The sequence below is a fragment of the Acinetobacter sp. OYA S30 genome, assembly GCF_033599315.1.
GTDB classification, from domain to species: domain Bacteria; phylum Pseudomonadota; class Gammaproteobacteria; order Pseudomonadales; family Moraxellaceae; genus Acinetobacter; species Acinetobacter baumannii.
In genome coordinates, this window is sequence record NZ_JAWVAV010000001.1 from 177,236 (window position 1) to 202,910 (window position 25,675).

At 40.0% G+C, this 25,675-nt stretch carries 21 protein-coding genes and 2 tRNA genes; 14 read left to right on the top strand and 9 right to left on the bottom strand.

Annotation, left to right across the window (positions count from 1 at the left end; genetic code table 11):
• Positions 1-193: 193 nt before the first annotated feature.
• Together R5R67_RS00840 and R5R67_RS00845 are read left to right on the top strand one after the other, a co-directional pair.
• Positions 194-448, top strand: a complete 255-nt coding sequence (locus tag R5R67_RS00840; protein ID WP_000244900.1) for a DUF2061 domain-containing protein — start codon at positions 194-196, stop codon at positions 446-448.
• Positions 449-565: 117 nt separating this feature from the next.
• Positions 566-1,426, top strand: coding sequence for a LysR family transcriptional regulator (locus tag R5R67_RS00845; RefSeq protein WP_001046500.1), 861 nt, complete (start codon positions 566-568; stop codon positions 1,424-1,426).
• Positions 1,427-1,431: 5 nt separating this feature from the next.
• Here R5R67_RS00845 and R5R67_RS00850 read toward each other — a convergent pair whose 3' ends face one another.
• Positions 1,432-1,668, bottom strand: a complete 237-nt coding sequence (locus R5R67_RS00850) for a hypothetical protein (RefSeq protein WP_000164722.1) — start codon at positions 1,666-1,668, stop codon at positions 1,432-1,434.
• A gap of 95 nt (positions 1,669-1,763) precedes the next feature.
• Between R5R67_RS00850 and R5R67_RS00855 the strand changes: the two genes are divergently transcribed.
• Complete coding sequence (locus R5R67_RS00855) at positions 1,764-2,360, top strand: hypothetical protein (RefSeq protein ID WP_000114044.1); 597 nt, start codon at positions 1,764-1,766, stop codon at positions 2,358-2,360.
• Positions 2,361-2,414: 54 nt separating this feature from the next.
• On the opposite strand, the gene R5R67_RS00860 is transcribed toward R5R67_RS00855, so the two are convergent.
• The gene (locus tag R5R67_RS00860; RefSeq protein ID WP_000761586.1) at positions 2,415-3,065 is read right to left on the bottom strand and encodes an HAD family hydrolase; all 651 of its coding nucleotides are present in this window, start codon (positions 3,063-3,065) and stop codon (positions 2,415-2,417) included.
• Between the two features lie 182 nt (positions 3,066-3,247).
• On the opposite strand from R5R67_RS00860, the gene R5R67_RS00865 reads away from it, so the two are divergent.
• From R5R67_RS00865 to katG, 3 genes are all read left to right on the top strand, one after another.
• Positions 3,248-3,733 carry an RNA pyrophosphohydrolase gene (locus tag R5R67_RS00865; protein ID WP_000567254.1) on the top strand — a complete coding sequence of 162 codons (486 nt, stop codon included), beginning with the start codon at positions 3,248-3,250 and terminating at the stop codon, positions 3,731-3,733.
• A gap of 85 nt (positions 3,734-3,818) precedes the next feature.
• Positions 3,819-6,113, top strand: coding sequence for a phosphoenolpyruvate--protein phosphotransferase (gene ptsP / locus R5R67_RS00870; protein WP_000069121.1), 2,295 nt, complete (start codon positions 3,819-3,821; stop codon positions 6,111-6,113).
• A 516-nt stretch (positions 6,114-6,629) separates the two neighbouring features.
• Entirely contained in the window at positions 6,630-8,786 is a 2,157-nt protein-coding gene (gene katG / locus R5R67_RS00875) for a catalase/peroxidase HPI (protein ID WP_000064294.1), read from the top strand.
• A gap of 66 nt (positions 8,787-8,852) precedes the next feature.
• Here katG and R5R67_RS00880 read toward each other — a convergent pair whose 3' ends face one another.
• Complete coding sequence (locus R5R67_RS00880) at positions 8,853-9,905, bottom strand: MBL fold metallo-hydrolase (RefSeq protein WP_000653392.1); 1,053 nt, start codon at positions 9,903-9,905, stop codon at positions 8,853-8,855.
• A gap of 735 nt (positions 9,906-10,640) precedes the next feature.
• On the opposite strand from R5R67_RS00880, the gene hcaR reads away from it, so the two are divergent.
• Positions 10,641-11,540 (top strand): DNA-binding transcriptional regulator HcaR, encoded by a 900-nt coding sequence (hcaR, locus tag R5R67_RS00885; RefSeq protein WP_000423241.1) that lies wholly within the window; start codon positions 10,641-10,643, stop codon positions 11,538-11,540.
• Between the two features lie 263 nt (positions 11,541-11,803).
• Positions 11,804-12,481 carry a DUF1345 domain-containing protein gene (locus R5R67_RS00890; RefSeq protein WP_000232918.1) on the top strand — a complete coding sequence of 226 codons (678 nt, stop codon included), beginning with the start codon at positions 11,804-11,806 and terminating at the stop codon, positions 12,479-12,481.
• A 58-nt stretch (positions 12,482-12,539) separates the two neighbouring features.
• On the opposite strand, the gene R5R67_RS00895 is transcribed toward R5R67_RS00890, so the two are convergent.
• The 4 genes from R5R67_RS00895 to R5R67_RS00910 form a co-directional block, all read right to left on the bottom strand.
• On the bottom strand, positions 12,540-13,145 hold the full coding sequence (locus R5R67_RS00895) for a glutathione S-transferase family protein (RefSeq protein WP_000053843.1): 606 nt from the start codon (positions 13,143-13,145) through the stop codon (positions 12,540-12,542).
• A 49-nt stretch (positions 13,146-13,194) separates the two neighbouring features.
• A complete protein-coding gene (locus tag R5R67_RS00900; protein WP_000091414.1) occupies positions 13,195-13,890 on the bottom strand; it encodes a helix-turn-helix transcriptional regulator in 696 nt (231 codons plus the stop codon).
• A 73-nt stretch (positions 13,891-13,963) separates the two neighbouring features.
• The gene (locus R5R67_RS00905) at positions 13,964-14,638 is read right to left on the bottom strand and encodes an HAD-IA family hydrolase (protein ID WP_000054126.1); all 675 of its coding nucleotides are present in this window, start codon (positions 14,636-14,638) and stop codon (positions 13,964-13,966) included.
• Positions 14,635-15,567: an RluA family pseudouridine synthase gene (locus R5R67_RS00910; RefSeq protein ID WP_001089408.1), complete on the bottom strand. Its 933-nt coding sequence runs from the start codon at positions 15,565-15,567 to the stop codon at positions 14,635-14,637. The genes R5R67_RS00905 and R5R67_RS00910 overlap by 4 nt, the downstream gene beginning before the upstream one ends.
• Before the next feature lie 722 nt (positions 15,568-16,289).
• On the opposite strand from R5R67_RS00910, the gene R5R67_RS00915 reads away from it, so the two are divergent.
• The 4 genes from R5R67_RS00915 (at position 16,290) to R5R67_RS00930 (ending at position 22,062) form a co-directional block, all read left to right on the top strand.
• Positions 16,290-19,622: an Rne/Rng family ribonuclease gene (locus R5R67_RS00915; RefSeq protein ID WP_000827319.1), complete on the top strand. Its 3,333-nt coding sequence runs from the start codon at positions 16,290-16,292 to the stop codon at positions 19,620-19,622.
• Positions 19,623-19,814: 192 nt separating this feature from the next.
• Positions 19,815-21,656, top strand: coding sequence for a long-chain-acyl-CoA synthetase (locus R5R67_RS00920; RefSeq protein WP_000084322.1), 1,842 nt, complete (start codon positions 19,815-19,817; stop codon positions 21,654-21,656).
• A 232-nt stretch (positions 21,657-21,888) separates the two neighbouring features.
• A tRNA-Lys gene (locus R5R67_RS00925) sits at positions 21,889-21,964 on the top strand.
• Between the two features lie 22 nt (positions 21,965-21,986).
• A tRNA-Lys gene (locus R5R67_RS00930) sits at positions 21,987-22,062 on the top strand.
• A 63-nt stretch (positions 22,063-22,125) separates the two neighbouring features.
• Here R5R67_RS00930 and R5R67_RS00935 read toward each other — a convergent pair.
• Entirely contained in the window at positions 22,126-23,022 is an 897-nt protein-coding gene (locus R5R67_RS00935) for a LysR family transcriptional regulator (RefSeq protein ID WP_000375491.1), read from the bottom strand.
• A gap of 112 nt (positions 23,023-23,134) precedes the next feature.
• On the opposite strand from R5R67_RS00935, the gene R5R67_RS00940 reads away from it, so the two are divergent.
• Positions 23,135-23,890, top strand: a complete 756-nt coding sequence (locus tag R5R67_RS00940) for an SDR family oxidoreductase (protein WP_000207243.1) — start codon at positions 23,135-23,137, stop codon at positions 23,888-23,890.
• Positions 23,891-23,941: 51 nt separating this feature from the next.
• Here R5R67_RS00940 and hemW read toward each other — a convergent pair whose 3' ends face one another.
• Entirely contained in the window at positions 23,942-25,096 is a 1,155-nt protein-coding gene (gene hemW / locus R5R67_RS00945; RefSeq protein WP_000279709.1) for a radical SAM family heme chaperone HemW, read from the bottom strand.
• A gap of 117 nt (positions 25,097-25,213) precedes the next feature.
• Here hemW and R5R67_RS00950 point away from each other — a divergent pair, with 117 nt between their 5' ends.
• Positions 25,214-25,675 carry a DMT family transporter gene (locus R5R67_RS00950; protein WP_001984522.1) on the top strand — a complete coding sequence of 154 codons (462 nt, stop codon included), beginning with the start codon at positions 25,214-25,216 and terminating at the stop codon, positions 25,673-25,675.

The window sequence follows — 25,675 nt, forward strand, 5'->3', positions numbered from 1 at the left end:
TTATAGCCAGAGTTTTACATAAATCTAATTTATCATTTTTATAAATTAGAAAACTTTTAGGAATCATTCCTGAATGTTTTAATATCGGTCAAAATATATAAATCGGATTTGTTAATGATTATCATTTGCATAATCCATTTTTAATCTTATACTCTCATCTCTATACTAAAAATATCAAATACAGGTAGAGAGAATGGTTATGGCTAATATTCAAAAATTCGTTGTTAATAATCAACGTACATTAAAGAAAACCTTAAGTTACTACATAATGCATATTACGGTAGCCATGTTAGTTGCCTACTTTGTAACGGGTAATATTTGGATGGCTTTAACATTAAGTATGTTAGAACCAACAGTACAAGCTTTTGCATTTTTCTTTCATGAAAAAGTATGGGCAGCAAAAGACCGCCGTATATCAGCTTTAAGCGAAAACGAGACGACTGCTTAGATTAAGATTAATACGCTAAATCACAACTTTATAGAACGTTGAGCTGCAAGCATGATACGATTTTGGCTTGGCAACTTTAGCCTCTCTCGATTTTTCTATTCCAAGTAGAGTTGTATTATGAATCTTGCAGCCTTTGAAGCTTTTGTAAAAGTTATGGAAACAGGTTCGATCTCTGTGGCTGCGGATCAACTATTTATTACCCAACCTGCTGTCACCAAACGTATTCATAGCCTAGAAGAGTACTTTGGCGTAAAGTTATTTGAATCGGCAGGCCGTGGGGTTCAAGCAACTCATGCTGCGCATTCATTATTACCAAAAGTTAAAAGCTGGTTAAATGAACTTCGAGATATTCACCACACGCTAAGTCATGAACAAACCCAAATACAAGGTCGTTTAAAAATCGGGACGAGTCATCACATCGGTTTGCATCACTTGCCTGCTCCGCTTAAACACTTTGTTCAGCAGTTTCCTCAAGTCACGCTAGACGTACATTTTGTTGATTCCGAACAAGCACACGAACAGGTACTTGCTGGCGATTTAGAGTTAGCATTTTTAACACTCCCGCCCTCAGGTGATGAGCGTCTTAACTATATTACGATCTGGAATGATCCTTTAGTTTTTGTAGCTGCTCCATTTCATCCATTGGCTCAAAAAAAGAATTTAACCTTACAAGATTTAATTGAATATCCAAGTTTGCTACCTGCCGCACAGACTTATACAGCTCAAATCACTTTGGCTGAGTTTGAAAAACAAGGCCTTAAACCGAAAATTACCATGAGCAATAACCCACTAGAGTCAATTCGTATGTTGGTTTCTATTGGTTTAGGTTGGTCAGTTTTACCAAAAACTCTGCTGAATCAAGATATGCAGCAGCTTGATTTAAATGTCGAGATGAACCGTCAGCTAGGTATGGTATGGCATCCTGCACGTACTCAATCTAGAGCCATGCAAGAGTTGATTAAAATGATGCAAGAATAACGGTATTAATGGCTATATTTTTTAACAAGGATATAAATCAAAGCCGCGAAAGGTAGTAGTAAAAATAGAACGCCCCAACTGAAACATATAGCAGCGAAAATAATTCCGCCAAGTGCACTCATAAACAGTAAAGCAATGATATAAATAAGTAACTCACCAAAAATAGCGGTAATGAGCTGATCTATAAATTCTTGAAAGAAACCATTGCTACCTTTACTTTTAGTGCGCTTATTTTTAGTCATGCTATTTTAATTAATAAATTTATATATTGATTAGAAATAATACTACAAATATATACCCTTTACTCTACTATCATTATACTTTTCACTTAAGATTCATGAGCGTGAAGAATCAATATTCAAAGATAATTAAAATCGGTTTATATATATTTATAACTTTAGCTATCTTAGTTCTAGTTACATTTATTTGGTTTAAACCGATACGTGTTATTTTCGCCCATCACCTTTCATTGTTACATTGTGATGGTCAAGTCTGTGTAGATGATCCAAAGACACAGCCTCTTGCAAAGACACTTTATAATCAGGCATTAAAAGAGACCCAAAATAAAGTAGGTGCTTTTCATCAACAACCCACTATGGTTTTTTGCTCAACTCCACAATGTGCAAATACCTTTGGTATGGAAAAAGCAGCCGCTAAAGCGGTTGGTAATTTGGGGTTATTGGTTGCACCGCGAGGCTGGAAAGATTTCTATATCACTCATGAGCTTATTCATCATCGACAAGCAGAAGAATGGGGAAATATAGCAATGCTAACTAAACCTAAATGGCTGGTAGAAGGCATGGCTTATAGCTTAAGTGATGACCCTCGACCTACTTTATCGGTTCCTTTTCAACAATGGCGAGCTCAATTCAAGCTTTGGCATCAACAAAATCCTGATTCAAATATTTGGCTTACCACAGAGAAAGTTAAATAATTTATTAGAGAGCTTCCGGAATATTACATTTTTCTAGGAAGCTCTTGCTTTAAATTAAATCGACCAGTCCTGAATTTCCCAGTTGTGTTCTTGAGCCAGTTTCTCAAGGCGATCATCAGGGTTGACTGCAATCGCATGCGTTGCATATTCAAGTAAAAAACGGTCATTAATTGAATCTGAATAAGCCCAAGACTCAGAAACGCTACGACCGTCCAGCCATGCCTCAAGACGTGCAAGTTTGCCCTTTTGATAACACGCTAAACCCGCCACTTTACCTGTATATTTACCATCAGCAACCTCGGCGTTAGTTGCTAAGATTTCAGTAATTCCAAATTCACGGAAAATCGGCGCAGTAATAAAATCACTTGTTGCGGTAATACCTACAATGGTATGGCCTAAATCTTGATGTTTTTTGATTGCATCAAAACCTTTTGGTCGCATTTGAGGACGGATCACTTTTTCCATAAACAACTGATGAAGCTCAGTTAAGTAGTTATTGTCATGCTTTGTTAGAAAGCCGAAAACAAACTCATTATAAGCATATGGATCTAGTTGCCCTGCTTTGTAGTCTTCATAAAATTTATCATTCATCTGACGATGATGAACCGGATCAACCAAACCTTCATTGACTAAAAATTCACCCCACGAGTGGTCTGAATCGGTATTTAATAAGGTATGGTCTAAATCAAACAACGCCAGTTTCATGAAAATTCTCGTTTAAACTGAAATTTAAGAAAAAAAATGTAAATCTATCTCCGCTAGTCGATAGAAATTCGTTAAGATCGTAACAATTTAAACATTTTACTTTGATCTTTTCGAGCTGGACATAAAAAAGTGTTTGTCCCCGTGATCGAAGTCAACGATATAGACAATATTTAGGTAGCCAAATGATCGACTCAGAAGGTTTCCGACCCAATGTCGGGATCATTTTGGCAAACGATGATGGACAGGTTTTATGGGCAAAGCGCATTGGTCACAATGCTTGGCAATTTCCACAAGGAGGCATCCAGTTTGGAGAAACCCCTGAACAGGCACTTTTTCGAGAACTGAGAGAAGAAATCGGCTTATTGCCCGAGCATGTCCAGATTATTGCGCAAACCAAAGGATGGCTGCGTTATCGTTTGCCACATCGGTATATTCGGTCAGACTCTGACCCCGTATGTATCGGACAGAAACAGAAATGGTTTTTACTGAAGTTAACTGCGCCTGCAAAAAACATTCAGTTAAACCTCGCCGACCCGCCTGAATTCGATGAATGGCAGTGGGTTAGCTATTGGTATCCTCTTGGTCAAGTGGTGAACTTCAAACGTGATGTTTACCGTAAAGCCATGGTGGAGTTGTGTACACAGTTGCCAGTGCAACAATTACCCTAAAAATCATTTATCTAGCAAATGATTTTTATTAAAAGTGCTGTTATAAATACATTCATAGTCTAAAAAAATACTGGAGTATACATCCATGTCAAACATGCAACTCGACACTCTAAGACGCATTGTCCAAGAGATTAATGCGTCCGTGAGTTTGCATGAATCGTTAGACATTATGGTCAATCAGGTTGCTGAGGCCATGAAAGTGGATGTTTGCTCTATTTATTTACTTGATGAACGCAATCAACGTTATGTATTGATGGCCTCAAAAGGCTTAAATCCAGAATCTGTTGGGCATGTTTCATTGCAGTTAGGTGAAGGCTTGGTGGGTCTGGTTGGGCAACGTGAAGAAATTGTTAACCTTGACAATGCGCCAAAGCACGAACGCTTTTTGTATTTACCTGAAACGGGCGAAGAAATTTATAACTCATTCCTTGGCGTACCCGTCATGTATCGCCGTAAGGTAATGGGTGTTTTAGTTGTCCAAAATCGACTTCCTCAAGATTTTAGTGAAGCAGCCGAATCATTTTTAGTCACCTTATGTGCGCAGCTCTCAGGTGTTATTGCACATGCGCATGCGGTTGGAAATATTGATGTATTTCGTAAGCCAAGCAATGGGCCTGCCTATAAGACCTTTCAAGGCGTTTCCGGTGCAGGTGGGGTGGCTTTAGGTCGCGCTATTATTTTATATCCGCCTGCCGACTTAGGTTCAGTACCTGACCGCGAAGCAGAAGATATCAGCGATGAACTCCGCATTTTAGATCAAGCTATTTCATCGGTACGTTCAGAGATTCGTTCTTTAGATGAAAAAATGCATGACTCGCTCATGGCAGAAGAACGGGCTTTGTTTAGCGTATTCTTAAGAATGCTAGATGAAAATGCCTTACCTGCAGAAATTAAAGAACTGATTCGTGATGGGCATTGGGCACAAGGTGCGGTGCGCCGTGTAATTGAAAAACACACTGCCCTATTTGCACAAATGGAGGACGATTATCTTCGTGAACGCGTTTCTGACCTTAAAGACTTAGGGCGACGTATTCTAGCGTGCTTACAAGAAGAAGATTCGAGCCACCGTGAACTTAGCCCAGACAGTATTTTAATTGGTGAAGAAATTAGTACCGCAGCGCTAGTAGAATTACCAGTAGATAATATCGCAGCTATTGTGACGTCAGAAGGCGCAGCCAATTCGCATATGGTGATTGTTGCCCGTGCATTAGGTATTCCAACGGTTGTCGGCGTAACCGAACTACCTGTAAATACGCTTGATGATGCAGAAATGATTGTGGATGCCTATCAGGGCCGTGTTTTTGTAAACCCTCCACGTCGTTTACGTCAACGTTATAAAGAAATTCAAAAAGAAGACGAGCAAATCGCAAAAGATCTCAAACAATATGAGACCAAAGAAGCGATTACACCAGACGGTGTCTCTGTTCAACTGTTTGTGAACACGGGCCTTATGATTGATGTAGTCCGCGGTGTACAACGTGGCGCTCAAGGTGTGGGTTTGTACCGTAGTGAAATTCCATTCATGTTACGGGAACGTTTCCCAGGTGAAGAAGAACAACGTGCCATCTATCGCCAACAGTTGAGCCACTTTGCCAATAAGCCGGTAGTCATGCGTACCCTCGATATTGGCGCCGATAAAGACTTACCTTACTTCAGTATTGAAGAAGAGAACTCGGCATTAGGGTGGCGCGGTATTCGTTTCACGCTCGATCATCCGGAGATTTTCTCAGCACAAATCCGGGCAATGCTCAAAGCCAGTATTGGTTTAAATAATTTGCATATCCTATTGCCAATGGTAACGACAGTAAGTGAAGTCGAAGAAGTACTTTATTTACTTGAGCGTGACTGGATTGCAGTGCAAGAAGAAGAACAAGTTAAAATTACCAAACCAAAAATCGGGATTATGGTTGAGGTACCGAGTGTACTGCTACAAATTGATGAGTTCGCCGAACTTGTCGATTTCTTCTCGGTTGGTTCAAATGACTTAACTCAATACTTACTTGCTGTGGACCGTAATAATCCGCATGTCGCAAACGTCTATTCACACTTCCATCCATCTATTTTGCGGGCTTTAACTCGACTCGTGAAGGAATGCCATAAATACCAAAAACCGGTAAGTATTTGTGGTGAGATGGCGGGTGATCCGTTATCGGCAATCTTACTGATGGCCATGGGCTTCAATACCCTTTCGATGAGTTCAAGTAACATCTTGCGCGTCCGAAAAGCAATTTGCCATGTCCCAATGTCAGATGCCCAAAAGCTGCTTGATGATGTCATGAAAATGAATAATCCGCTTATTGTAAAAAGCTGGCTTGAGTACTACTTTAAAACTCACGGTCTAGCCGATATGGTTAAATCTAACCGCCTTGTAAGCGTATAAATACTTAAAAAAGGAGAGTCAAAAAGCTCTCCTTTTTCAATTCATCTATTTTTAAATTTTCTCTTTATTTTTAAGCTGCCACTTAGCGCACTCCTGATCTTTAATTCCCCCAAAAATCGGTTTTACCAATTAATATGGACAATTTAATCCATTTGAAAAATAAACAATCAGATTCTAGTATATTTAAAGAACGAAATTGAAAGATATTGCGATGTTTCAATGATTAAGGAGCTCATGCCATGCGTCATTATTTGCAAAATTTGAACCATTTTCCCTCTTGTTTTTTAGCCTTCATGCAGTAAATTGAAGGAATAATAAACAAAGGAAACTCATGTATTGTTGAATAAAACTGATGAGCTGACATAACAGTGAAAAATTTTTAAAACGGTTTCTCTCACCACTTGTTCTCTCATTTCTTTATTCGATACGCATCATTTTTTTAACCCAGAAGTCCAGGAAAATGAGCCTTCAGTTTTATTAAGAGCTCAATAAATATTACCCAGAGAGAATATAATCATGTCAAACGAATCAAAATGTCCTTTTTCAGGTCATAACTCAAAACCGCAAGTAACAGTCGGTGGTGGCACGGCTAATTTACACTGGTGGCCAAATCAATTACGTGTTGACTTACTTAATCAACATTCAGAACGCTCTAATCCACTCGGTAAAGATTTTAATTACCGTCAAGAATTTAAAAAACTCGACTACTACGCACTTAAAGCCGATATCAAAAATGTATTAACCGATTCCCAAGACTGGTGGCCAGCCGACTGGGGAAATTATACGGGCTTATTTATCCGTTTAGCGTGGCATGCTGCCGGTACATATCGTATGGGCGATGGCCGTGGTGGTGCCGGTCGTGGTCAACAACGTTTTGCTCCATTAAATAGTTGGCCTGACAATGCAAGTTTAGATAAAGCACGCCGTTTACTATGGCCAGTTAAACAAAAATACGGTCAAAAAATATCTTGGGCCGATTTATTTATTCTTGCCGGGAACATCGCACTTGAGTCTTCTGGTTTCCGTACCTTTGGTTTTGGTGCCGGTCGTGAAGATGTTTGGGAACCAGACAACGATGTAAACTGGGGCGATGAAAAAGAATGGTTAGCTCATCGTAACTCTGAAGCATTGGCGGGCAGTAATCTTGCTGCAACCGAAATGGGCCTAATTTATGTGAACCCTGAAGGACCACAAGCGAGTGGTGACCCACGATCAGCAGCACCGTTTATTCGTGCCACTTTCGGCAACATGGCAATGGATGATGAAGAAATTGTTGCCTTGATTGCTGGCGGTCATACTTTAGGTAAAACTCACGGCGCTGCCTCTGCTGACCATGTCCAAGCAGACCCAGAAGGTGCACCAATTGAACAAATGGGCTTTGGTTGGGCAAACAGCTATGGCACAGGTGTCGGTAAAGATGCGATCACTTCAGGTTTAGAAGTTATTTGGTCACAAACGCCAACACAATGGAGCAATTACTTCTTTGAAAACCTCTTCAAATACGAATGGGTACAAGAACGTTCACCTGCTGGCGCAATTCAATGGGTAGCGGCAGATGCTGAAGCCATCATTCCAGATCCTTTCGACCCATCAATTAAACGTAAGCCAACCATGCTTACTACAGATTTGACCTTACGTTTTGACCCTGAGTTTGAAAAGATCTCTCGTCGTTTCCTTAACGATCCACAAGCCTTTGCCAATGCTTTTGCTCGTGCTTGGTTTAAATTAACTCACCGCGATATGGGACCAAAAGCACGTTATTTAGGTCCAGAAGTTCCTGCTGAAGATTTAATTTGGCAAGATCCATTACCTGCTGCTAGCGCTACACCATCTTCTGCAAGCATTGCTGATGCAAAAGCAAAAATCGTTGCTCTAGGGTTATCTGCAGGTGAGTTGGTTTCTCTTGCATGGGCATCAGCATCAACATTCCGTGGTGGAGACAAACGTGGTGGTGCAAACGGTGCACGTATTGCTTTATCACCACAACGTGAGTGGGAAGTAAACAAAAAAGCTGTTGAGACTTTAACTCAAATTGAAGAACTCAAGGCATCAACCCAATTGTCATTGGCGGATTTAATCGTGTTAGCTGGTAATGTTGGTGTAGAGCAAGCTGCTCAAGCAGCAGGTTTCAATATTACCGTTCCGTTTGCCCCTGGTCGTGTTGACGCATTACAAAGTCAAACCGATGTTGAATCATTCCAATTACTGCTCGGTCTTGCTGACGGTTTCAGAAATTGGAAAAAACAGGGAGTCAACACACCAGCTGAAGTCTTATTAATTGATAAAGCACAACAACTGACTTTAACTGCACCAGAGTTAACTGCATTGATTGGTGGTTTACGTGTACTGGGCACTAACTGGGATGGTTCTCAACATGGTGTCTTCACTCAGCAAGTTGGTGTACTCAGCACAGACTTCTTCACAAACTTACTCGACATGTCGAATGTATGGGCACCTGTTGATTCAACAAGTGAAGTATTTGAAGGTAAAGACCGTAAATCAGGCACAGTGAAATTTACCGCAACACGTAATGATTTAGTCTTTGGTTCGAATTCTATCTTACGTGCATTAGCCGAAGTTTATGCTCAGGCAGATGGTAAAGAAAAATTTGTTCAAGACTTTGTTGCTGCATGGACTAAAGTCATGAATCTTGACCGTTTTGACTTAGCTTAATTTAAGCCAAAATAATAAAAAGCCAGTTCAAATTGAACTGGCTTTTTTAATACGAAACAATGAATTTTAGACAGTCAATTTATGCCCTTCTCGAATGCAATAAAAAGGATTAGCAAGCTTTGATGAAGCTTTAATGGCTTGAGCTAATGCATGTTCAGGATCTTCACGCCCCTCATCCGTTAACTGAAAAGTTCGATAGTGAATTGCCACCGACCGATGTGCTTGTAAATCTAAATGCGCATGAACTGCATCTTGCGGATTCATATGAACATAGCTCATTAATTTACGAGGTTCATAAGCTCCGATTGGAAGTAAGGCCACACGCGGCGCGCCATAGCGCGTATGAATTTGTTTGAAGTGGCCCGCATAACCGGTATCACCCGCAAAAAAACAATGTCCTGTTTTCGCCAAAACCGAAAAACCGCCCCAAAGTGCCTTATTTTGGTCACGTAAACCCCGCCCCGAGCCATGCTGAGCAGGTGTATAAACAATTCTTAATTCGTGATAAGGAATTTCCTGCCACCAATCCATTTCAATTACATGGAACTCTTTAGGTAAGTAAAATCCGTTGCCAAGCCCTGTATAAATCGGCATAGCAAACTTCTTATGAAGCCACTCAAGCGTTGCTAAATCCATATGGTCATAATGGTTATGGCTCAACAATACCCCATGAATGGTAGGTAACTGTTCTAAAGCAAAACCCGCTGGGCATACACGGCGTGGACCACGACCATGTAAAGGACTTGCGTAGTCACACCATACCGGGTCGGTAATAAAGTTATAAGGTCCAATTTGAATGAGTACCGTAGCATGCCCTACAAACCAAACTTGCCAATCATCTAAATCCGCATGTGGACGGTTTTGTGGTAAAGCAATTGGTGTATTAACACGTACATCATATTCATTCTGAATATCAACATTCCAAGTATAAGACTCACGAGTGACTAACCAACGCAATAACTCTTTCGATCCTCGTGCAGGCGATCTAGGCTGCTGATTATAAAAACGGGTGTCATTTTCATGGCCCAGTTCAGGATGACAAAAAGGCGGTTTTATCCATGTATGCGTCCAACAGGACTGAGTCGGCAATTGATAAGTTAATGTCGGCTTGTCTTTCATGGGCTTATTCTATGGTTGTAGCATCAGGAGGATGAATCATTCAGTTTTCTATCTTAGCGATTTAAATAAATTAAGCTATGACACTTACACTTATTTATCATATAAATATCCATTTTATTTTTGTCACAGCCGACATAGATCAATCTAAAGTGCCACAAAAAAATGTTTAGATGTGTTGAGTTTGTGATTCCTTAATTACTATTCTTATTAAAAGCTACTGTATAACATAACAATAGAATATAATAAGCAAAGACTTACAACAGAGGTGAGCTAGTTTCTTTGTGGTTAATCTCTTATTTTTAAAACTGCTCAATTTTATCAATTTTGCTTCATATATAAACTATTAAACCAAGCAGCACATGCATTGAAAAAACTAAAAAAATATAGCAAGATGAACCGAAACATTTATTAACAAAATACTCCTTACATATTTTTTGTTAGAAATTAAGATCCTCAATTCTTAAATTAACAATACTTTTTTTCATAATATGAGAAAACTTTAAGTGAATTTCTGGAAAGTAATTTAAATTTCTTTCCTAAATTTAAAATCACTTTGATTATGAATATGAATTAATATATTTTACAAATTAATAATTAAATAAAATTTCATATTAATTTCATAATGATTTATAAATTTTCATTTATTTTATAAATACCTAAAGCACCTTCACGCTATATAGTTTTATGCTTTATACTTTGCTTAAATCATAGTAAGACATTTTTTGGATTAGTCTTATGGAATTACGCCATCTTCGATATTTCATTACAGTTGCTGAAGAATTAAATTTTAGTAAGGCCGCTCTCAAACTCTATACTGCTCAACCCTCCCTTAGCCAACAAATTAAAGATTTAGAAGAAGATGTCGGGGTACGACTTTTAAACCGCACAAAACGTAAAGTTGAGTTAACAGAAGAAGGTGAAGTATTTTTAGAGCATGCCCGTTTAACGCTTGCTCAAGCTGATAAAGCAGTAGCGATGGCCCGCCAGGTCTCAAAAGCTAAACAACAATTATTACGTATCGGTTTCGTCCCCATCGCAGAAATGAAAATTTTTCCATACGTACTTCCAAATCTGCGCTTACAACACCCTGACCTCACCATTGAATTATCAAGTTTAAATAACGCTGAGCAACTCAAAGCCTTAAAAAGAGGTGAACTCGACATCACGTTTACCCGTGATAATACTGAAAATGATGAAATCCAAAGCCAATTTGTCTTAACAGAACCTTTAATTTTTTTATTACCAAGAAACCATCCACTTGCGAAATATGACCGTATTCCGGTCAAAGCTTTGCATGGTATTGATTTTATTATTCCGGCAGCTGAACAATCTAATACACTACACAATACAATTTTAGAGTTTACTAAAACTCATGGTATTGACCTCAATATTGTACAAAAGGCCGATAGCATTTTACTTAATATAAACTCTATTGGTTCAGGCTTAGGTTGTACTATTTTACCTGCCTATGTCGCGCCTTTAGGGGTTTCTAACACTGTAGTTCGCCCTCTAGATGTCGAATTACCTTCTTTAGATTTATTTGTTAGTTATCGTAAAAACACAGAGTCAGTCGGTGTAAAAAGATTTATTGATCAACTCAACAAAGTATTTCATCTTGATAAAAATCTAGATTAAGCACTTTAGGTATATTTACGCTTATTATTAAATAATAAATGAGTTAGAAAATTTAAATGCATGTATAAAAAAATGAAATTAAAATTTATTTAATATCTTTTATCGATTAATTAATTTGAGATAATTTTTATTATATTTTAGATTGTCACACTTAATAAAAACAAAAATGACGATCTAAAGTATAAAGGTTATATAAAACTTAATGTTAAATTAACCAAATAGTAAAAAATATATTTAAGATAACAGCAAGGAGAGTTAACAAGATGGTTGGACTATTTCAGCATTTAGGACGTAGTGTACAAAACCGCCCTCACTTCTTTATTGCTTTAATTTTTGGAGTGGTTGTTGCAAGTTTATTGGCATGGCTCACTTCATGGAAATGGTCTACCATTTTATTAGCAAGCTGGAATGGCTCAATCAGTTTATATTTACTCCATGTCTGGAAACTGATGAGAAGTGCCGACCATTCACAAATGCAACAGCAAGCCAAAAAACAGGACGAAAGTAAATGGGTCATTATGCTCATTGTTTTATTGGCCATCACAATGAGTCTAGTTGCGATTTTGGTACAACTTTCCCAGCTCCCTTCTGGGCATTATGAAAAGTTAGGACATGTAGCGTTAGCTTTACTCACCATTATTTCAGCATGGCTTTTCATGCATACTGTTTTCGCTTTGCATTATGCCCATGACTTTTATATGGCTCTATCCAGAAATGAAGAGAACGGTGGGTTAGACTTCCCGGGTACCGAACATCCGACCTACCCTGACTTCTTATATTTTAGCTATATTATTGGTACCTCAGCACAAACCGCCGATGTTTCAATTACGAACAAACATATGCGTCTTTTAAACTTATTTCATGCTGTATTATCTTTTGGCTTTAACACGACCATTTTAGCGATTTGTATTAACGTTGCTGCTGGCTTTCTTACCAATTAAGACCTTTATTAAAAAAACAAAAAAGCCCCATTTAGGGGGCTTTTAAGAATAACTATACTTACAACAGTTGGCCCATACTGCTTTGTTTTAAGCCTTCGCGCTGTTTGATCGTTTCAACATAACGTGTAATGGCTGGGTGCGATTCAATCGTTTTCATTTTTAATTGCCATAATAGCATGGCTCCAACACTTACATCTGCGGCGGTAAATTGTTCACCACATACATACGGATTTGCTTCTCTCAGTCCTTGAACTAAAGCTTGATAAGCATCGTTATAATCACCATAACCCACAAACATTTTTTGCTCAGGTGAGATCTCTATTCCTAAAGCTTTATCTACACCAGCAGCTTCCCAAGGACCCGCCATCATAAAGAGCCAACGATAGTACAAACCACGTTTCGGATCATCTAAAGCAGGTGCCAAACCTTTGTCACTAAATTTGTCTGCCAGATATGCACAAATTGCACCTAATTCATAAATAACGACATCGCCATCTACCAATACAGGCACTTTCCCAAACGGGTTAAGCTTTAAATATTCGGGTGATTTCATCTCGGTTCGGTATGCTACTTCAATACGTTCACATTCCACGCCAAGCTCAACCAAAAGCCAGTCTATAACGACACCACGCGATTCATTGTTAGTATAAAGTTTAAGACTCATTCTTATTGCTCCTTGTTTATCGTGATTCCTAGTCTACAAATACCTTTTGTCAGTTTTTGTCAGTAGTCCTTTGCATTTCTTGTTTCCACCATCTTTGAAACAGATGTTTTTTAAATTCAGGATATATTTCCTCACTCATTTGCAAGTTATGAATACGATCTATCCGAAAATGGCGAAATGCCTGCCGTAATTCACACCAAGCAGCAAGTACAACTTTGTCATGTAAATACCCTAAAGCAAAAGGCCAAAGAGAACGTTGACTCATACGCTTGTGTTCATCGCAATAATCGACTTTGATCTTTACTTGTTTACGAATCGCTAAACGTACTTGTTCTACTAAAGCTTCATCAACCGGATGCCAGTAATGTGTAACACCTAGCGTCATGTCATCGATCAAATATTTCCGGTGCTCTGGTAAAACTGCATAAAGTTTGGAATAAATTGAAACGGCTGCCGATTTCATTGCGTGATCTGGAACGTCTTTCAACCACTCTAAAGCTAAAAATAGAGCCTCGGCTTCATTCTCATTAAAAGTAACCGGTGGTAATAAAATGTCTTCTTTAAGCTGAAACCCCAAACCTGCCGATGCATCTATTCTGACACCTTGAGCACGTAAACTATCAATATCACGGTAAATGCTGCGAATACTAATTCCCAAGCGTTCAGCCAAGACTTGAGCAGTAACGGGATAACGAGATTCACGGAGTTGCTGTAAAAGATTTAATAGACGAATAGAGCGGCTCATTTTTTCTCTTCTTATTGTTCTTTAGTTTTAAAAATAAGGAGGAATAAATTCCTCCTTCTTACATCATTTTAAATTACGCTACGTCTACAGTAGATAACTTTGCATACTCTCTTAAAAAGTTGTGCAGCTCAGGTACATCTTTAGCAATGGTTAAAGGTTGGAACTGTTGTAGAACTTCGACCGAGTGCACTCCATAGCCCACCCCAATACGAGGCATACCTAAACGCTGAGCCATTTCAAGGTCATAACTACTATCACCAATCATAACTGCCTGTTCGACACTTACTCCAGTTACAGTCAAGATTTCTTGTAACATGAGCGGATCCGGTTTTGAACGGGTTTCATTGGCTGCTCGAGTAACATCAAACAGATGAGTACTCTGTGTTTTTGCAATCACACGGTCTAATCCACGACGGTTTTTACCCGTCGCAACTGCAAGTTTTAAACCTTGAGCTTTTAAGTCATGAAGTAGTTCAGAAATACCTTCAAACCATGCATCATTTGTCGAGTTGGCAATATAGTGATCGCCATATGCTTTTAAAATCGAATCATGCAAATCAGGTACTTCTGGAAATAAGGTCTGCATCACTTCCGGCAAACCTAAACCGATAATACTCTTTGCGGCTTCATCAGTCAGAGTTAACTTATGCTCTTCTGCCGCATGCTGTAAACTTGCAACAATCTGACCAACAGAATTATATAAAGTACCATCCCAGTCAAAAATCACTAATTCGGTTTTCAGACTCATTTTGCTACTCTCAAAGCCTCTAATAACTGGGTCATGTCTTCTGGCAACGGTGCTTCAATCGTTGGGTAACCCGGAATATCCAAACGCATGGCATGTAAACACAAACGGCGTGCTTCAGGCCCCGTATATGCAGTGTTGTGCCCATATTTATCATCGCCCACCAACGGATGTCCAATACTTAAACCATGTACACGAATTTGATGGGTACGCCCTGATAAAGGAGATGCATGAACTAAAGTGGCATTTTTAAAGCGCTCTGCAACTACCCATTCGGTTTTACTTGGCTTACCTTCTTTAGATACACGTACACGACGTTCGCCATTGGCTAACTCATAACGAAATAAAGGAGCATCAATGAGCTGTTTATCAAGACTCACCTGACCTTTTACAATCGCTGCATAGGTCTTACGAATTTTGTGTTCACGCAACATATCTTGTAGCAGTTTTAAAGTGCTACGCTTCTTACTAATCATAACTAGGCCAGAAGTATCGCGGTCAATACGGTGAATCAGTTCTAAATATTTTTTACCTGTTGCCGCGCGTAGTGCCTCAATCAAACCATAAGCCACGCCGCTACCGCCATGTACAGCAATACCCGATGGTTTATTTACAACTAATAGTCCTTCATCTTCATAGACCACACGGCCTAATAAACCTTGAGCCACACTGTCGCTTACAGGAATAGCAGTTTCATCTTTTTGTTCATAGCGAATAGGCGCAACACGAATCTGGTCCCCAATTGCAAGTTTGGTCTCGGCTTTAATACGTTTTTTATTCACGCGAACCTGACCTTCACGAATCAAACGATAAATTCGACTCTTTGGCACACCCTTTAAACGTGAAAACAGGAAATTATCGATTCGTTGTCCTGCTTGATGCTCATCCACCTCAAACCAAGTGACACTTTGCCATTGCTGTGTAGAATTCATACTAATATTTAAACCTGAAATTTTACGAAATTTGATTAATAAATGACCGATTAGCTTAGTTTTTTCACAAGAAATCTAAGCTTAGCCCATAGGCAGATGCTGCAAGGTTTGATATAGTCAGCGCACGGATACCACCGTAAGTGAACATCTAAAGGGAAATTTCCCTGATTGAAACCTCAATCTAAATGATGCTTTCATCACCAGCTCGGACAGGTCCTAAAGAATTATGCCGACGCCGAAGGCTTATTATATCGGCAAAATGACAAACTGTTGCGTTTAATTCAGTTTGTTCAAAAAAATATGTTACCAACTCTAGTTGGTTATGGAACGTAAACTGATACACATCAGACAAATCGCTCCTTAATGTTGCCTTCAGGCTAAAGCGTTGATGCATTGGAACTGCCGAAAGCACCGATACGATGAGCATTCCGTATCAAACTTCCAATAAAGAAGTCACTTCGCGCCCAATGACAGTGAAAGTCATTAACCAATGCACCGCTCACCCGCCAGTGAAGCAAAAAGGAATTCCGATTTAAAGGTTGAAGCAGTATTGCCTACATCGCAGACGAGAATCGAAGCTAAGGCTAAATGTAGCCGGTAACAGATGACTCAGACCACAAGTATTTTGAGATCTGGGAAATGATCCGTCATGTTCGATGTTCGTTCAGAACCTTTAAGTTTGTTTGGTTTGTTTGTGTGAGTCACTATTAGGTGTCACACCCATGAAACGTATGTTGATTAATGCAACTCATGCCGAAGAAGTTCGCGTTGCACTTATCACTGGTAATCGTCTTTACGATTTTGATTTAGAGAATCGTACCCGAGAACAGAAAAAATCCAATATCTATAAAGGCCATGTCACCCGCGTAGAACCATCTTTAGAAGCTGTTTTTGTTGAATATGGCGCAGGTCGTCAAGGCTTCTTGTCTATGCGTGAAATTGCGAATAGCTATTTTCAGGCAGACCCACGTCAAACTTCAAACATTCGTGAACTTATTACTGAAGGCACAGAGCTTTTAGTTCAGGTTGAAAAAGAAGAACGTGGTAATAAAGGTGCAGCACTTTCTACGTTTATTTCCCTTGCAGGCCGTTATTTAGTTCTTATGCCAAATAACCCGAAAGGTGGTGGTATTAGCCGTCAAATTTCAGGTTCAGTACGTGAAGAATTAAAAGAAATTTTAGCTTCTTTAAATGTACCTCGTGGTATGAGCGTTATTGTTCGTACTGCTGGTATTGGGCGTACTCAAGAAGAATTACAGCTCGATTTACAACACTTGCTTGACCTGTGGGCACAAATTCAAGGTACAGCGAGCTCAGGCCCTTCTCCGATGCTTGTTCATCAAGAAGCGGGTGTAGTAACACGTGCAATTCGTGATTACTTACGTGATGACGTTGCTGAAATCTTAATTGATAGCGAACAGGCTTATAACGAAGCATATAACTTTGTTAAAGCAGTGATGCCTCGCCAATTAGACAAATTAAAAACTTATACTTTAAACGAGCCATTGTTTGCTCATTTTGGTATTGAAAGCCAAATTCAAACTGCTTACGAGCGTGAAGTAAAACTTCCTTCTGGCGGTTCAATTGTGATTGACCAGACTGAAGCTTTAGTTTCAATCGATATTAACTCTGCGAAATCGACTCGTGGACATGATGTTGAAGAAACTGCACTGAATACTAACCTTGAAGCAGCAGAAGAAATTGCTCGCCAGCTTCGTTTACGTGACATTGGCGGTTTAGTAGTTATCGACTTTATCGATATGACTAAAGAACGCAATCAACGTATGGTTGAAGCAAAGCTTCGTGAAGCAACACAAAGCGATCGTGCCCGTATCCAGTTCGGTCAATTGTCTCGTTTTGGCTTAATGGAAATGAGCCGTCAACGCTTACGCCCATCGCTTGAAGAAGCAACAGGTTATGTATGCCCTCGCTGTCATGGTACAGGCATGGTTCGTGACTTACGTTCGCTTTCTCTTTCAATTATGCGTAAAGTTGAAGAGATTGCACTTCGTGAACGTCATGGTGAAGTTCAGGTTGAAGTTCCAGTTGAAATCGCAGCCTTCTTGCTTAATGAAAAACGCCATAGTCTGGTGTATTTAGAGCAAACTTCTGGTGTACGTGTGACTGTATTGCCACACCCGCACTTAGAAACTCCACATTACGAAATTGCATATAACCCAGATGGCTTTGCTCCATCTAGCTATGAACGTACAGAAGCAACCCGTTCTAGCGAGAAAGAGTTAGGTTATGAGTCTTCTGAATGGCATTTAGAAGAAGCAGATCATGGCCATGCTCATGTAACTGCTACAGCTTCAACTCATGCTGCGGCTCAGAAAAAAGCAAATCATGCAACTCAACCTGTAGCACAACCTTCTGCTCAAAAAGCAGCAAGCCCATGTGCATGGTTAGAAAACCTGTTTGTTCAAAAACAAGCGCAAACAGTTGATCAATCTCGTTCAGCACAAAATGCTGCTGCTGCGATTGAGCAAATGGTGAATACAGGCGCAGTAAGCCGCGGACAGTTCGGTCAAGTAGCCGTACCTGCTGTTGCAGAAGTTGCGCCAGTTCAATCAAATAACGCTTATATTTCACAGTCACCTGTGAAACAAGACGTTCGTGAACATGTTGAAAAAGATGATAAATCTCAGCAACAACGTCAGAACAACAAAAAGCGTAAACATAAAGAGCAACGTGAACAACATCACCAATCACATGAACAGCAACATCAAGTTCATGAAGAAGTGGTTCAATTGTCACGCCAAGAACAACGTGAGTTAAAACGTCAGCAAAAACGTCAACAGCAGCAAGATCAACAACATCAAAATAATGATGTACAACACACTGAAAATGCTGTGCCACGTCGTGACCGTAATAATCAACAACGTCCAAACCGTCCAAATCGCCACCGCGATCCAAGTGTATTAAATGAAAATCAAAATACACCGGTTGTTGTTGATGAAAAACAAATTAAGGTTGATGTGATTGATGCACCTAAGCATGATGTCATGAACACTGCTTTAATCATCAATGTTGATCAAGGTCAAAGTGAGATTGTCGCACTTACGCCTGAGCGTCGTCACGTTGAGCGAGTTGAAACGACTTCTACTGAAGTTGCTCAAGAGCCAACTCCAGCTCCTGTTGTAGCCGAGAAAGCTGCTGTAGTTGAAACCAAAGAAGAAGCTCAGCCAAGCCAAGAAGCTGCTCAGCCACAAATCAAACGTGCTAGCAATGACCCTCGTATGCGTCGTCGTCAGCAACGTGAGGCTAAACACGCTAAGGCAGCTACGCCATCTATTGCGCCATCGCAAATTCCAACTTTGGCACAACACACAATCGGTAGTTTAATCCGTCATGTGTATGGTGAAGATTGCACCGTATTGATTGAACAATTTGGTCTAGTCCCAACGTTTAATCGTGCTTTGCAGAAATTTGCAGAACAGTACGCAAGTACGTTAGTAGTTGAAGTTACTGCTGAAACGGAAGAGAAAAAGCCGGTAACTCGTGATGCAGAACTTCCAAGCCACAAACCGGCTGAAGAAGCAGAACCTGCACCAGTACTTCCGCTTACTCCGCCGCAAGCACCAGCTCCACGTGTTGCAAATGACCCGCGTGAGCGTCGTCGTTTAGCAAAACTTGCTGCGGAACAAGCATTTGAGCAAGTGAAACAACAACATTCTGCTCAAGAAGAAGTTGCTACTCCTGCTCCTGTAGCAGAAGAAACCGTTGCTGCTCCAACTGCTGAAACACAAGCAACAGTTGAACCAGCACAACAACCGCTTGAACTTAATCAGTCAACTGAAGTGGTACAACCTGAAGCTGCTCCTGCAGAGGAAAAAGCTACAGAAGAAACAGTAGCTGAAGCTCCTGCAGCGAAGGAACCTGCGCCATCAAAAGCAGCAAGCAAAGCAAAAGCAGCGGCTGAAGAAACAGTAGCTCCGACTGAAGCAACAACTGATGCCGAATCAGAAGACGTTAAGGCAGATAAGGACAAACCGAGCCGCCCTCGTCGCCCTCGTGGCCGTCCGCCAAAAAAAGCTAATCCTGTAGCTGAGTAAGCCATTTGCTCAATTGCAGCTAATTTAAACAAACCTAGTCATTTCGATGACTAGGTTTTTTTTGTTATTTTTAGCCAATTAGGTTGATTGCACTAGAAGAAAAGTTTTAAAAGCATGGTGAACCATGAAAACTATTGGACTTTTTGCCCACACAACCTTTTTTGGATTGATCGAAAAATAAATAGGATTGATATGAGCCAGACAACACAGACCGATATCATTACGCTTGGTGATGTTGCCACAAGACTTCCTAGCTTCATTCCCAAAGTACCCCATATCCTAAATGGTCTTAAACAGGCTTATTTAAGAACTTCAAATACTCCAACAGGTTTGGGTATTGCTTTTGAAAAAGCTGTTAAAAGAAATCCGAAAGGCACGGCATTATTATTTGAAGATCAAAGTTATTCTTATGAAGCTTTAAATGAATGGGCAAACCAGATTTCCCATTACTATCTTTCTCTCGGAGCGCGTAAAGGGGACGTCATTGCTGTAATGATTGAAAACCGCTCTGAGCTGATTGCAACAATTGTTGGTTTAGCCAAAATTGGTGTGACAATTGCACTTGTAAATACATCTCAAGTCGGTAAGGTTCTCGCTCATAGCATCAATCTTGTAAAACCTATTGCCGTTATTGCTGGTGAAGAAGTCCGAGCTGCTATTGATGAAATTCGTCAGGACTTAAATGTACCTAAAGACCGCTTCCACTGGTTCGCAGATCAGGCAACACGTCAAAACTCGGGTACAGCGCCTGAAGGCTATGTCAATCTTGCGGACCAAATTGATCAATTCCCAAAATTCAATCCGTCTACTACCCGCTCTGTCACTGGTAACGATGGTCTGTTCTATATCTACACATCAGGTACAACAGGTTTACCAAAGGCGGTTATTTTCAAACACAGTCGCTGGACATTAGCATATGGCACCTATGGACATATCTTAAACTTAGGAACAGATGACGTCATGTACGTGACCTTACCGCTTTACCATGCAACAGGCGTGGTGGTTTGCTGGTGTGGCGTTATCGCGGGCAGTGCAACACTTGCGATTCGACGTAAATATTCGACTAGCGCATTCTGGAAAGATGTTCAAAAATTTAATGCATCTGCCATTGGGTATGTTGGTGAACTTTGCCGCTACTTGATGGATGCTCCTGTTACCGAGCTTGACCGCAACCATCGTGTAACCAAAATGATTGGTAATGGTATGCGCCCAAATATCTGGGACAAGTTCAAACAACGCTTTGGTGTTAAAGAAGTACTTGAGCTTTATGCATCGAGTGAAGGCAATGTTGGATTTAGTAATATTTTCAACTTTGACAATACGGTTGGCTTCTCTCCTACTCCATATGCCATTATCCAGTTCGATAAAGAGAAAAACGAGCCAATACGCGATAAAAATGGCTGGTGCCAGAAAGTAAAAGCAGGTGAAGTTGGCCTACTCATAGGGAAAATTACCAGCCGCTCGCCATTTGATGGTTACACCGACCCTGAAAAGAACAAGTCTGTAATCTGGAAAGATGTCTTCAAGAAAGGCGATTCTTATTTCAACACAGGTGATTTGGTCCGTGATATCGGCTTCCGTCATGCACAGTTCGTTGACCGTCTAGGTGATACTTTCCGATGGAAAGGTGAAAACGTATCAACGACTGAAGTTGAAAACATGGTATGCGAATACGACAAAATTGCCGAAGCTGTCGTTTATGGGGTAGAAATTCCAAATACTAATGGCCGTGCCGGTATGGCAGCGATCACTCTCGCAGATGGTGAAGAGCTAAATGATGCTGATTTAACCGAAATGGTGACCGTATTTAAGAAATGTTTACCTACCTATGCAGTACCTGTATTTTTACGTGTACAAAAAAAGGTCGAAACAACAGGTACATTTAAATATCAGAAGAATAAACTGAAGGAAGAAGCGTTTAATCCAAGCAAAACTTCTGAACGTTTACTCGCTTTATTACCTGGTGCAAGCAGTTATTGTGATATCACAACTGAAATTTTTGACAATATTCAGGCGTATAAATACCGTTTTTAGTTTATTTTTTAGCTAAACAAGAGGAAATCGTGCTTTTTATAAGCAATCATGCAAATGTTTTTAAATTTCCTCTTGTGTTAGTTGAATAACTTGCTAAAATACGCGACATCAAAACGATACAGTGTTTAGAAGTGTTACTTCTCTCTGAGTCAGTTCGAGTTTGATTGCTAAAGAAAATTATAGATTTTCTCCTGCATTCAAGTAAAACAAGGTTTTACTTAATTCTCGCTCAGGGTCGTTAGCTCAGTTGGTAGAGCAGCGGACTTTTAATCCGTTGGTCCCGCGTTCGAGTCGCGGACGACCCACCACTTATTAGTTTTGAACCTATTTGGGTCGTTAGCTCAGTTGGTAGAGCAGCGGACTTTTAATCCGTTGGTCCCGCGTTCGAGTCGCGGACGACCCACCAAATTCTAAAAAGCCTCTCAGTTCGAGAGGCTTTTTTTATTGTTATCCTATTTTCTTTTTATGACTAAAAGATGACGATACATTTGCGATTTAAAACTTCCCCCACCCAACTCATAAAAACTTCTAGTCGCTTTGGAATATAACTTCGGTTCGGATATAGAATATTAAGTGGAAGCGATGGTGCACTGTAAGCACTCAGCACCTCAACTAAAATCCCCTGTTCAATTTTATCCTGAACATCGTAATAAGGAAGTTGAATAATTCCCAAACCTGCACAAGCGGCGGCGATATAGGCCTCGGTATTGTTCACGCTTAAAGCACTATCCATCATCACAGTTCCACCTTGATATATAAATTCTCCCTGCTTTTCTCCTACAGCTCCTGCGTAATTAATTAATTTATGCTGTTCAAGATCATTTAACTGCTCAGGAATACCATAATCTTGTAAATATTGCGGGCTGGCACAATTCACCATCACCAAATGACCAATAAATCTTGCAATTAAACTGCTGTTATCTAGCTCTCCTACCCGAACAACACAGTCAATTCCCTTTTCAATTAAGTCAGTCAGGTCATCAGAACTATTGAGCTGTAAATGAATATCCGGATAACGATGATAAAAATCAGGCAGCTCAGGAATAATCACTTGATGCACAATCCGGCTAGGCATCGAAATTTTTAATGTGCCTCGGTAATGCTGTTTTTGTGTCTGGATCAACTGTTCTAATTGTTCATAATCAAACAACAGGTTTTGGCATTCTGGCAATATTCGTTGGCCATCTTGAGTAAGACTGACTTTACGGGTAGTACGATGAAATAAGCGTACTCCATAGTGAGTTTCTAACTGTTGAATGGCACTCGTCACTGTCGAGCGAGGTAGATCAAGCTGATTTGCTACCTCACTAAAGCTTTGTCGTTTAGCGACTTCTGTAAAAATATAAAATTGCTGCAACCGATCCATTTTAATTGTTCGTATTTTCTGAATAGTTAAACCAACCTAGCATAATTGATCACAAATTACTGCCAATCTAGACTTTAAAACACTAAAACAAGTCATCATAGGAACAATCATCATGACAACTCATAGCCTCAAAGATAAAGTTGTATTGATTACTGGCGGTGCTAAAAACCTAGGCGGACTCATTAGCCGTAAATTTGCAGAACAGGGTGCAAAAATCGCAATTCATTATAATAGTTCGGAAACTCAGACAGATGCAGAGCAGACCTTAGCAGATGTTAAAGCATTGGGTGCAGATGCAATTCTAATTCAGGCAGATCTAACTCATATTGAAAATATTGAAAAACTGTTTATAGATACGAAACAACATTTTGGTGGTATCGATATTGCGATTAATACCGTCGGAAAAGTCCTTAAAAAACCGTTTTTAGAAACCACCGAACAAGAGTTTGATAGCATGAGTGATATCAACTCAAAAATTGCCTATTTCTTTATTCAATCAGCGGGTCGACATTTAAATAACGGCGGAAAAATCTGTTCAATCGTAACCTCTCTTCTTGCTGCTTACACAGGGTTCTATTCAACCTATGAAGGTTTAAAAGCACCTGTTGAGCATTACACCCGCGCTGCATCGAAAGAATTTGGAGATCGCCAAATTTCTGTGACTGCTGTTGCACCGGGACCAATGGACACACCATTCTTTTATGGTCAAGAGTCTGCCGAAGCAGTCGCTTACCATAAATCAGCTTCAGCTTTAGGTGGACTTACTAAAATTGAAGATATTGAACCTCTAGTTCGCTTCTTAGTCACCGACGGTTGGTGGATTACAGGTCAGACGATTTTCGCAAATGGTGGTTATACCACCCGCTAAAATTACAAAAGCCGCATCTCATCGTGCGGCTTTTTCTTTATAATGCTTTGATTATAAGAACTCTTCGAGTACCGAGTTTAAGAAAATATGCCCCTGCTCTGTACAAGCCAAACGACCGCTATCCTCTACCAATAACTCTCTCGAACGCAATGAAGTAAGCAGATCATTTAAATCATCTAAAATTAAGCCTGTGCGCTGTTCATATAACTCAGCTTTTACGCCATCATTTAAACGTAAAGCGTTCATCATAAACTCAAAAGGTAGTTCATCTGCTTCAATCTTTTTCATTTGCAAATGTTCGGCTGGAACCTTAGCCAAATAGTCTTTAGGTAAACGAGTCTTTTGAAAACGATATACACCATCCGGTCGGGTTACTTTGCCATGTGCTCCTGCACCAATCGCAAGATAATCACCAAATTGCCAATAATTTAAATTATGAGCTGAAGGCTGCTCTTTACGCCAAGCTGACACTTCATAATTGATAAAGCCATTTGCTTTTAGATAGGCTTCACCTTGCTCTTGAATATCTTCTAACACCTCATCTTGAGGTAAAACAGGCTGTGTTCGGAAAAATACGGTATTTGGCTCAATGGTCAGTTGATACCAACTGATATGTGTCGCACCATGCTCTACAGCCGTCTTTAAATCATAAAGTGCTTGCTCTAGTGTTTGTTCTGGCAAGCCATGCATCAAATCGACATTAACTCGCTTAAAACCTGCTTGTCGTGCCTGCTCAATTGCATCCATAGCATTGTTGGCTGAATGAATACGCCCAAGCTTTTGCAGGTGATCGGTATTAAAAGTCTGTACACCAATCGATAAACGATTAATTCCTGCTTCTAAATAGCCTGCAAACGGGTCATGTTCTAGTGTTCCCGGATTAGCTTCTAAAGTAATTTCACAGTCATCTTCAAAGTTAAGCAGCGATTTAAGCTGTTCAAATAGCCATGCATAACCTTTAGCAGAAATAAGTGAAGGTGTTCCACCACCAATAAATACACTGTGAATTGAACGTCCTTGTGCCATCTCGACTTGAGTTTCAAAGTCGGCTACCAATGCTTTTAAATAAGTTTGCTCGAGTTCTGCCGAAAGCGCACCATCAGGCACCGCATGTGAGTTAAAGTCGCAATAGGGACATTTACGCACGCACCAAGGCATGTGGATATATAAAGATAAAGGAACAGAAGCAGGATTTAATACGGCCAAGGAACAGGGTCCAATTTACACAATATTTCTATTTTAACATGACTGCATCAATGGGCTTATGAAAACATACCTTAATTGCTTTAGACTGTTTTTAAACATACTTAAATATTGATAAAAATGATGAAATTCTCTAGTCAACTTTTCCTGATCTTACCCTTAGCTATGGGAATCGGTGTTGCCATGGCTTTTCAGACTGCAATTAATGCTCAGCTTCGTGAGCAATTACACTCACCATTGCAAGCAGCATTGTTATCATTTTTCATAGGTACTATCGTCTTAGCCATTATGGTGTTCTTCCAAAGTGCCGAGAAACCGAGTTTAAGTGAAATATCCAATATTCCATGGCTTCTCTGGACCGGAGGATTTCTTGGGGTTTATGCAATTAGCATGAGCATTTATACTGCACCTAAGCTTGGTTTTTTAACCTTTACAGGGTTAGTCGTTTTTGGGCAATTGGTCATTTCTATGTTACTTGACCATTTTGGCTGGTTAGGTACCGAAAAGACACCTGTTACATGGCAAAGGTTTCTAGGTGGAGTGGTCATCTTTGTTGGTGTATTACTTACCTTGCAACGCTAG

Bases quoted from the DNA above. Each gene is read 5' to 3' on its own strand.
- R5R67_RS00900 (WP_000091414.1), bottom strand. From the start codon at position 13,890: ATGAGCCGCTCTATTCGTCTATTAAATCTTTTACAGCAACTCCGTGAA.
- R5R67_RS00910 (WP_001089408.1), bottom strand. From the start codon at position 15,567: ATGAATTCTACACAGCAATGGCAAAGTGTCACTTGGTTTGAGGTGGAT.
- R5R67_RS00880 (WP_000653392.1), bottom strand. From the start codon at position 9,905: ATGAAAGACAAGCCGACATTAACTTATCAATTGCCGACTCAGTCCTGT.
- R5R67_RS00850 (WP_000164722.1), bottom strand. From the start codon at position 1,668: ATGACTAAAAATAAGCGCACTAAAAGTAAAGGTAGCAATGGTTTCTTT.
- R5R67_RS00915 (WP_000827319.1), top strand. From the start codon at position 16,290: ATGAAACGTATGTTGATTAATGCAACTCATGCCGAAGAAGTTCGCGTT.
- ptsP (WP_000069121.1), top strand. From the start codon at position 3,819: ATGTCAAACATGCAACTCGACACTCTAAGACGCATTGTCCAAGAGATT.
- hcaR (WP_000423241.1), top strand. From the start codon at position 10,641: ATGGAATTACGCCATCTTCGATATTTCATTACAGTTGCTGAAGAATTA.
- R5R67_RS00865 (WP_000567254.1), top strand. From the start codon at position 3,248: ATGATCGACTCAGAAGGTTTCCGACCCAATGTCGGGATCATTTTGGCA.
- katG (WP_000064294.1), top strand. From the start codon at position 6,630: ATGTCAAACGAATCAAAATGTCCTTTTTCAGGTCATAACTCAAAACCG.
- R5R67_RS00895 (WP_000053843.1), bottom strand. From the start codon at position 13,145: ATGAGTCTTAAACTTTATACTAACAATGAATCGCGTGGTGTCGTTATA.
- R5R67_RS00935 (WP_000375491.1), bottom strand. From the start codon at position 23,022: ATGGATCGGTTGCAGCAATTTTATATTTTTACAGAAGTCGCTAAACGA.
- R5R67_RS00890 (WP_000232918.1), top strand. From the start codon at position 11,804: ATGGTTGGACTATTTCAGCATTTAGGACGTAGTGTACAAAACCGCCCT.
- R5R67_RS00950 (WP_001984522.1), top strand. From the start codon at position 25,214: ATGATGAAATTCTCTAGTCAACTTTTCCTGATCTTACCCTTAGCTATG.
- R5R67_RS00860 (WP_000761586.1), bottom strand. From the start codon at position 3,065: ATGAAACTGGCGTTGTTTGATTTAGACCATACCTTATTAAATACCGAT.
- R5R67_RS00940 (WP_000207243.1), top strand. From the start codon at position 23,135: ATGACAACTCATAGCCTCAAAGATAAAGTTGTATTGATTACTGGCGGT.
- R5R67_RS00855 (WP_000114044.1), top strand. From the start codon at position 1,764: ATGAGCGTGAAGAATCAATATTCAAAGATAATTAAAATCGGTTTATAT.
- R5R67_RS00845 (WP_001046500.1), top strand. From the start codon at position 566: ATGAATCTTGCAGCCTTTGAAGCTTTTGTAAAAGTTATGGAAACAGGT.
- R5R67_RS00840 (WP_000244900.1), top strand. From the start codon at position 194: ATGGTTATGGCTAATATTCAAAAATTCGTTGTTAATAATCAACGTACA.
- R5R67_RS00905 (WP_000054126.1), bottom strand. From the start codon at position 14,638: ATGAGTCTGAAAACCGAATTAGTGATTTTTGACTGGGATGGTACTTTA.
- R5R67_RS00920 (WP_000084322.1), top strand. From the start codon at position 19,815: ATGAGCCAGACAACACAGACCGATATCATTACGCTTGGTGATGTTGCC.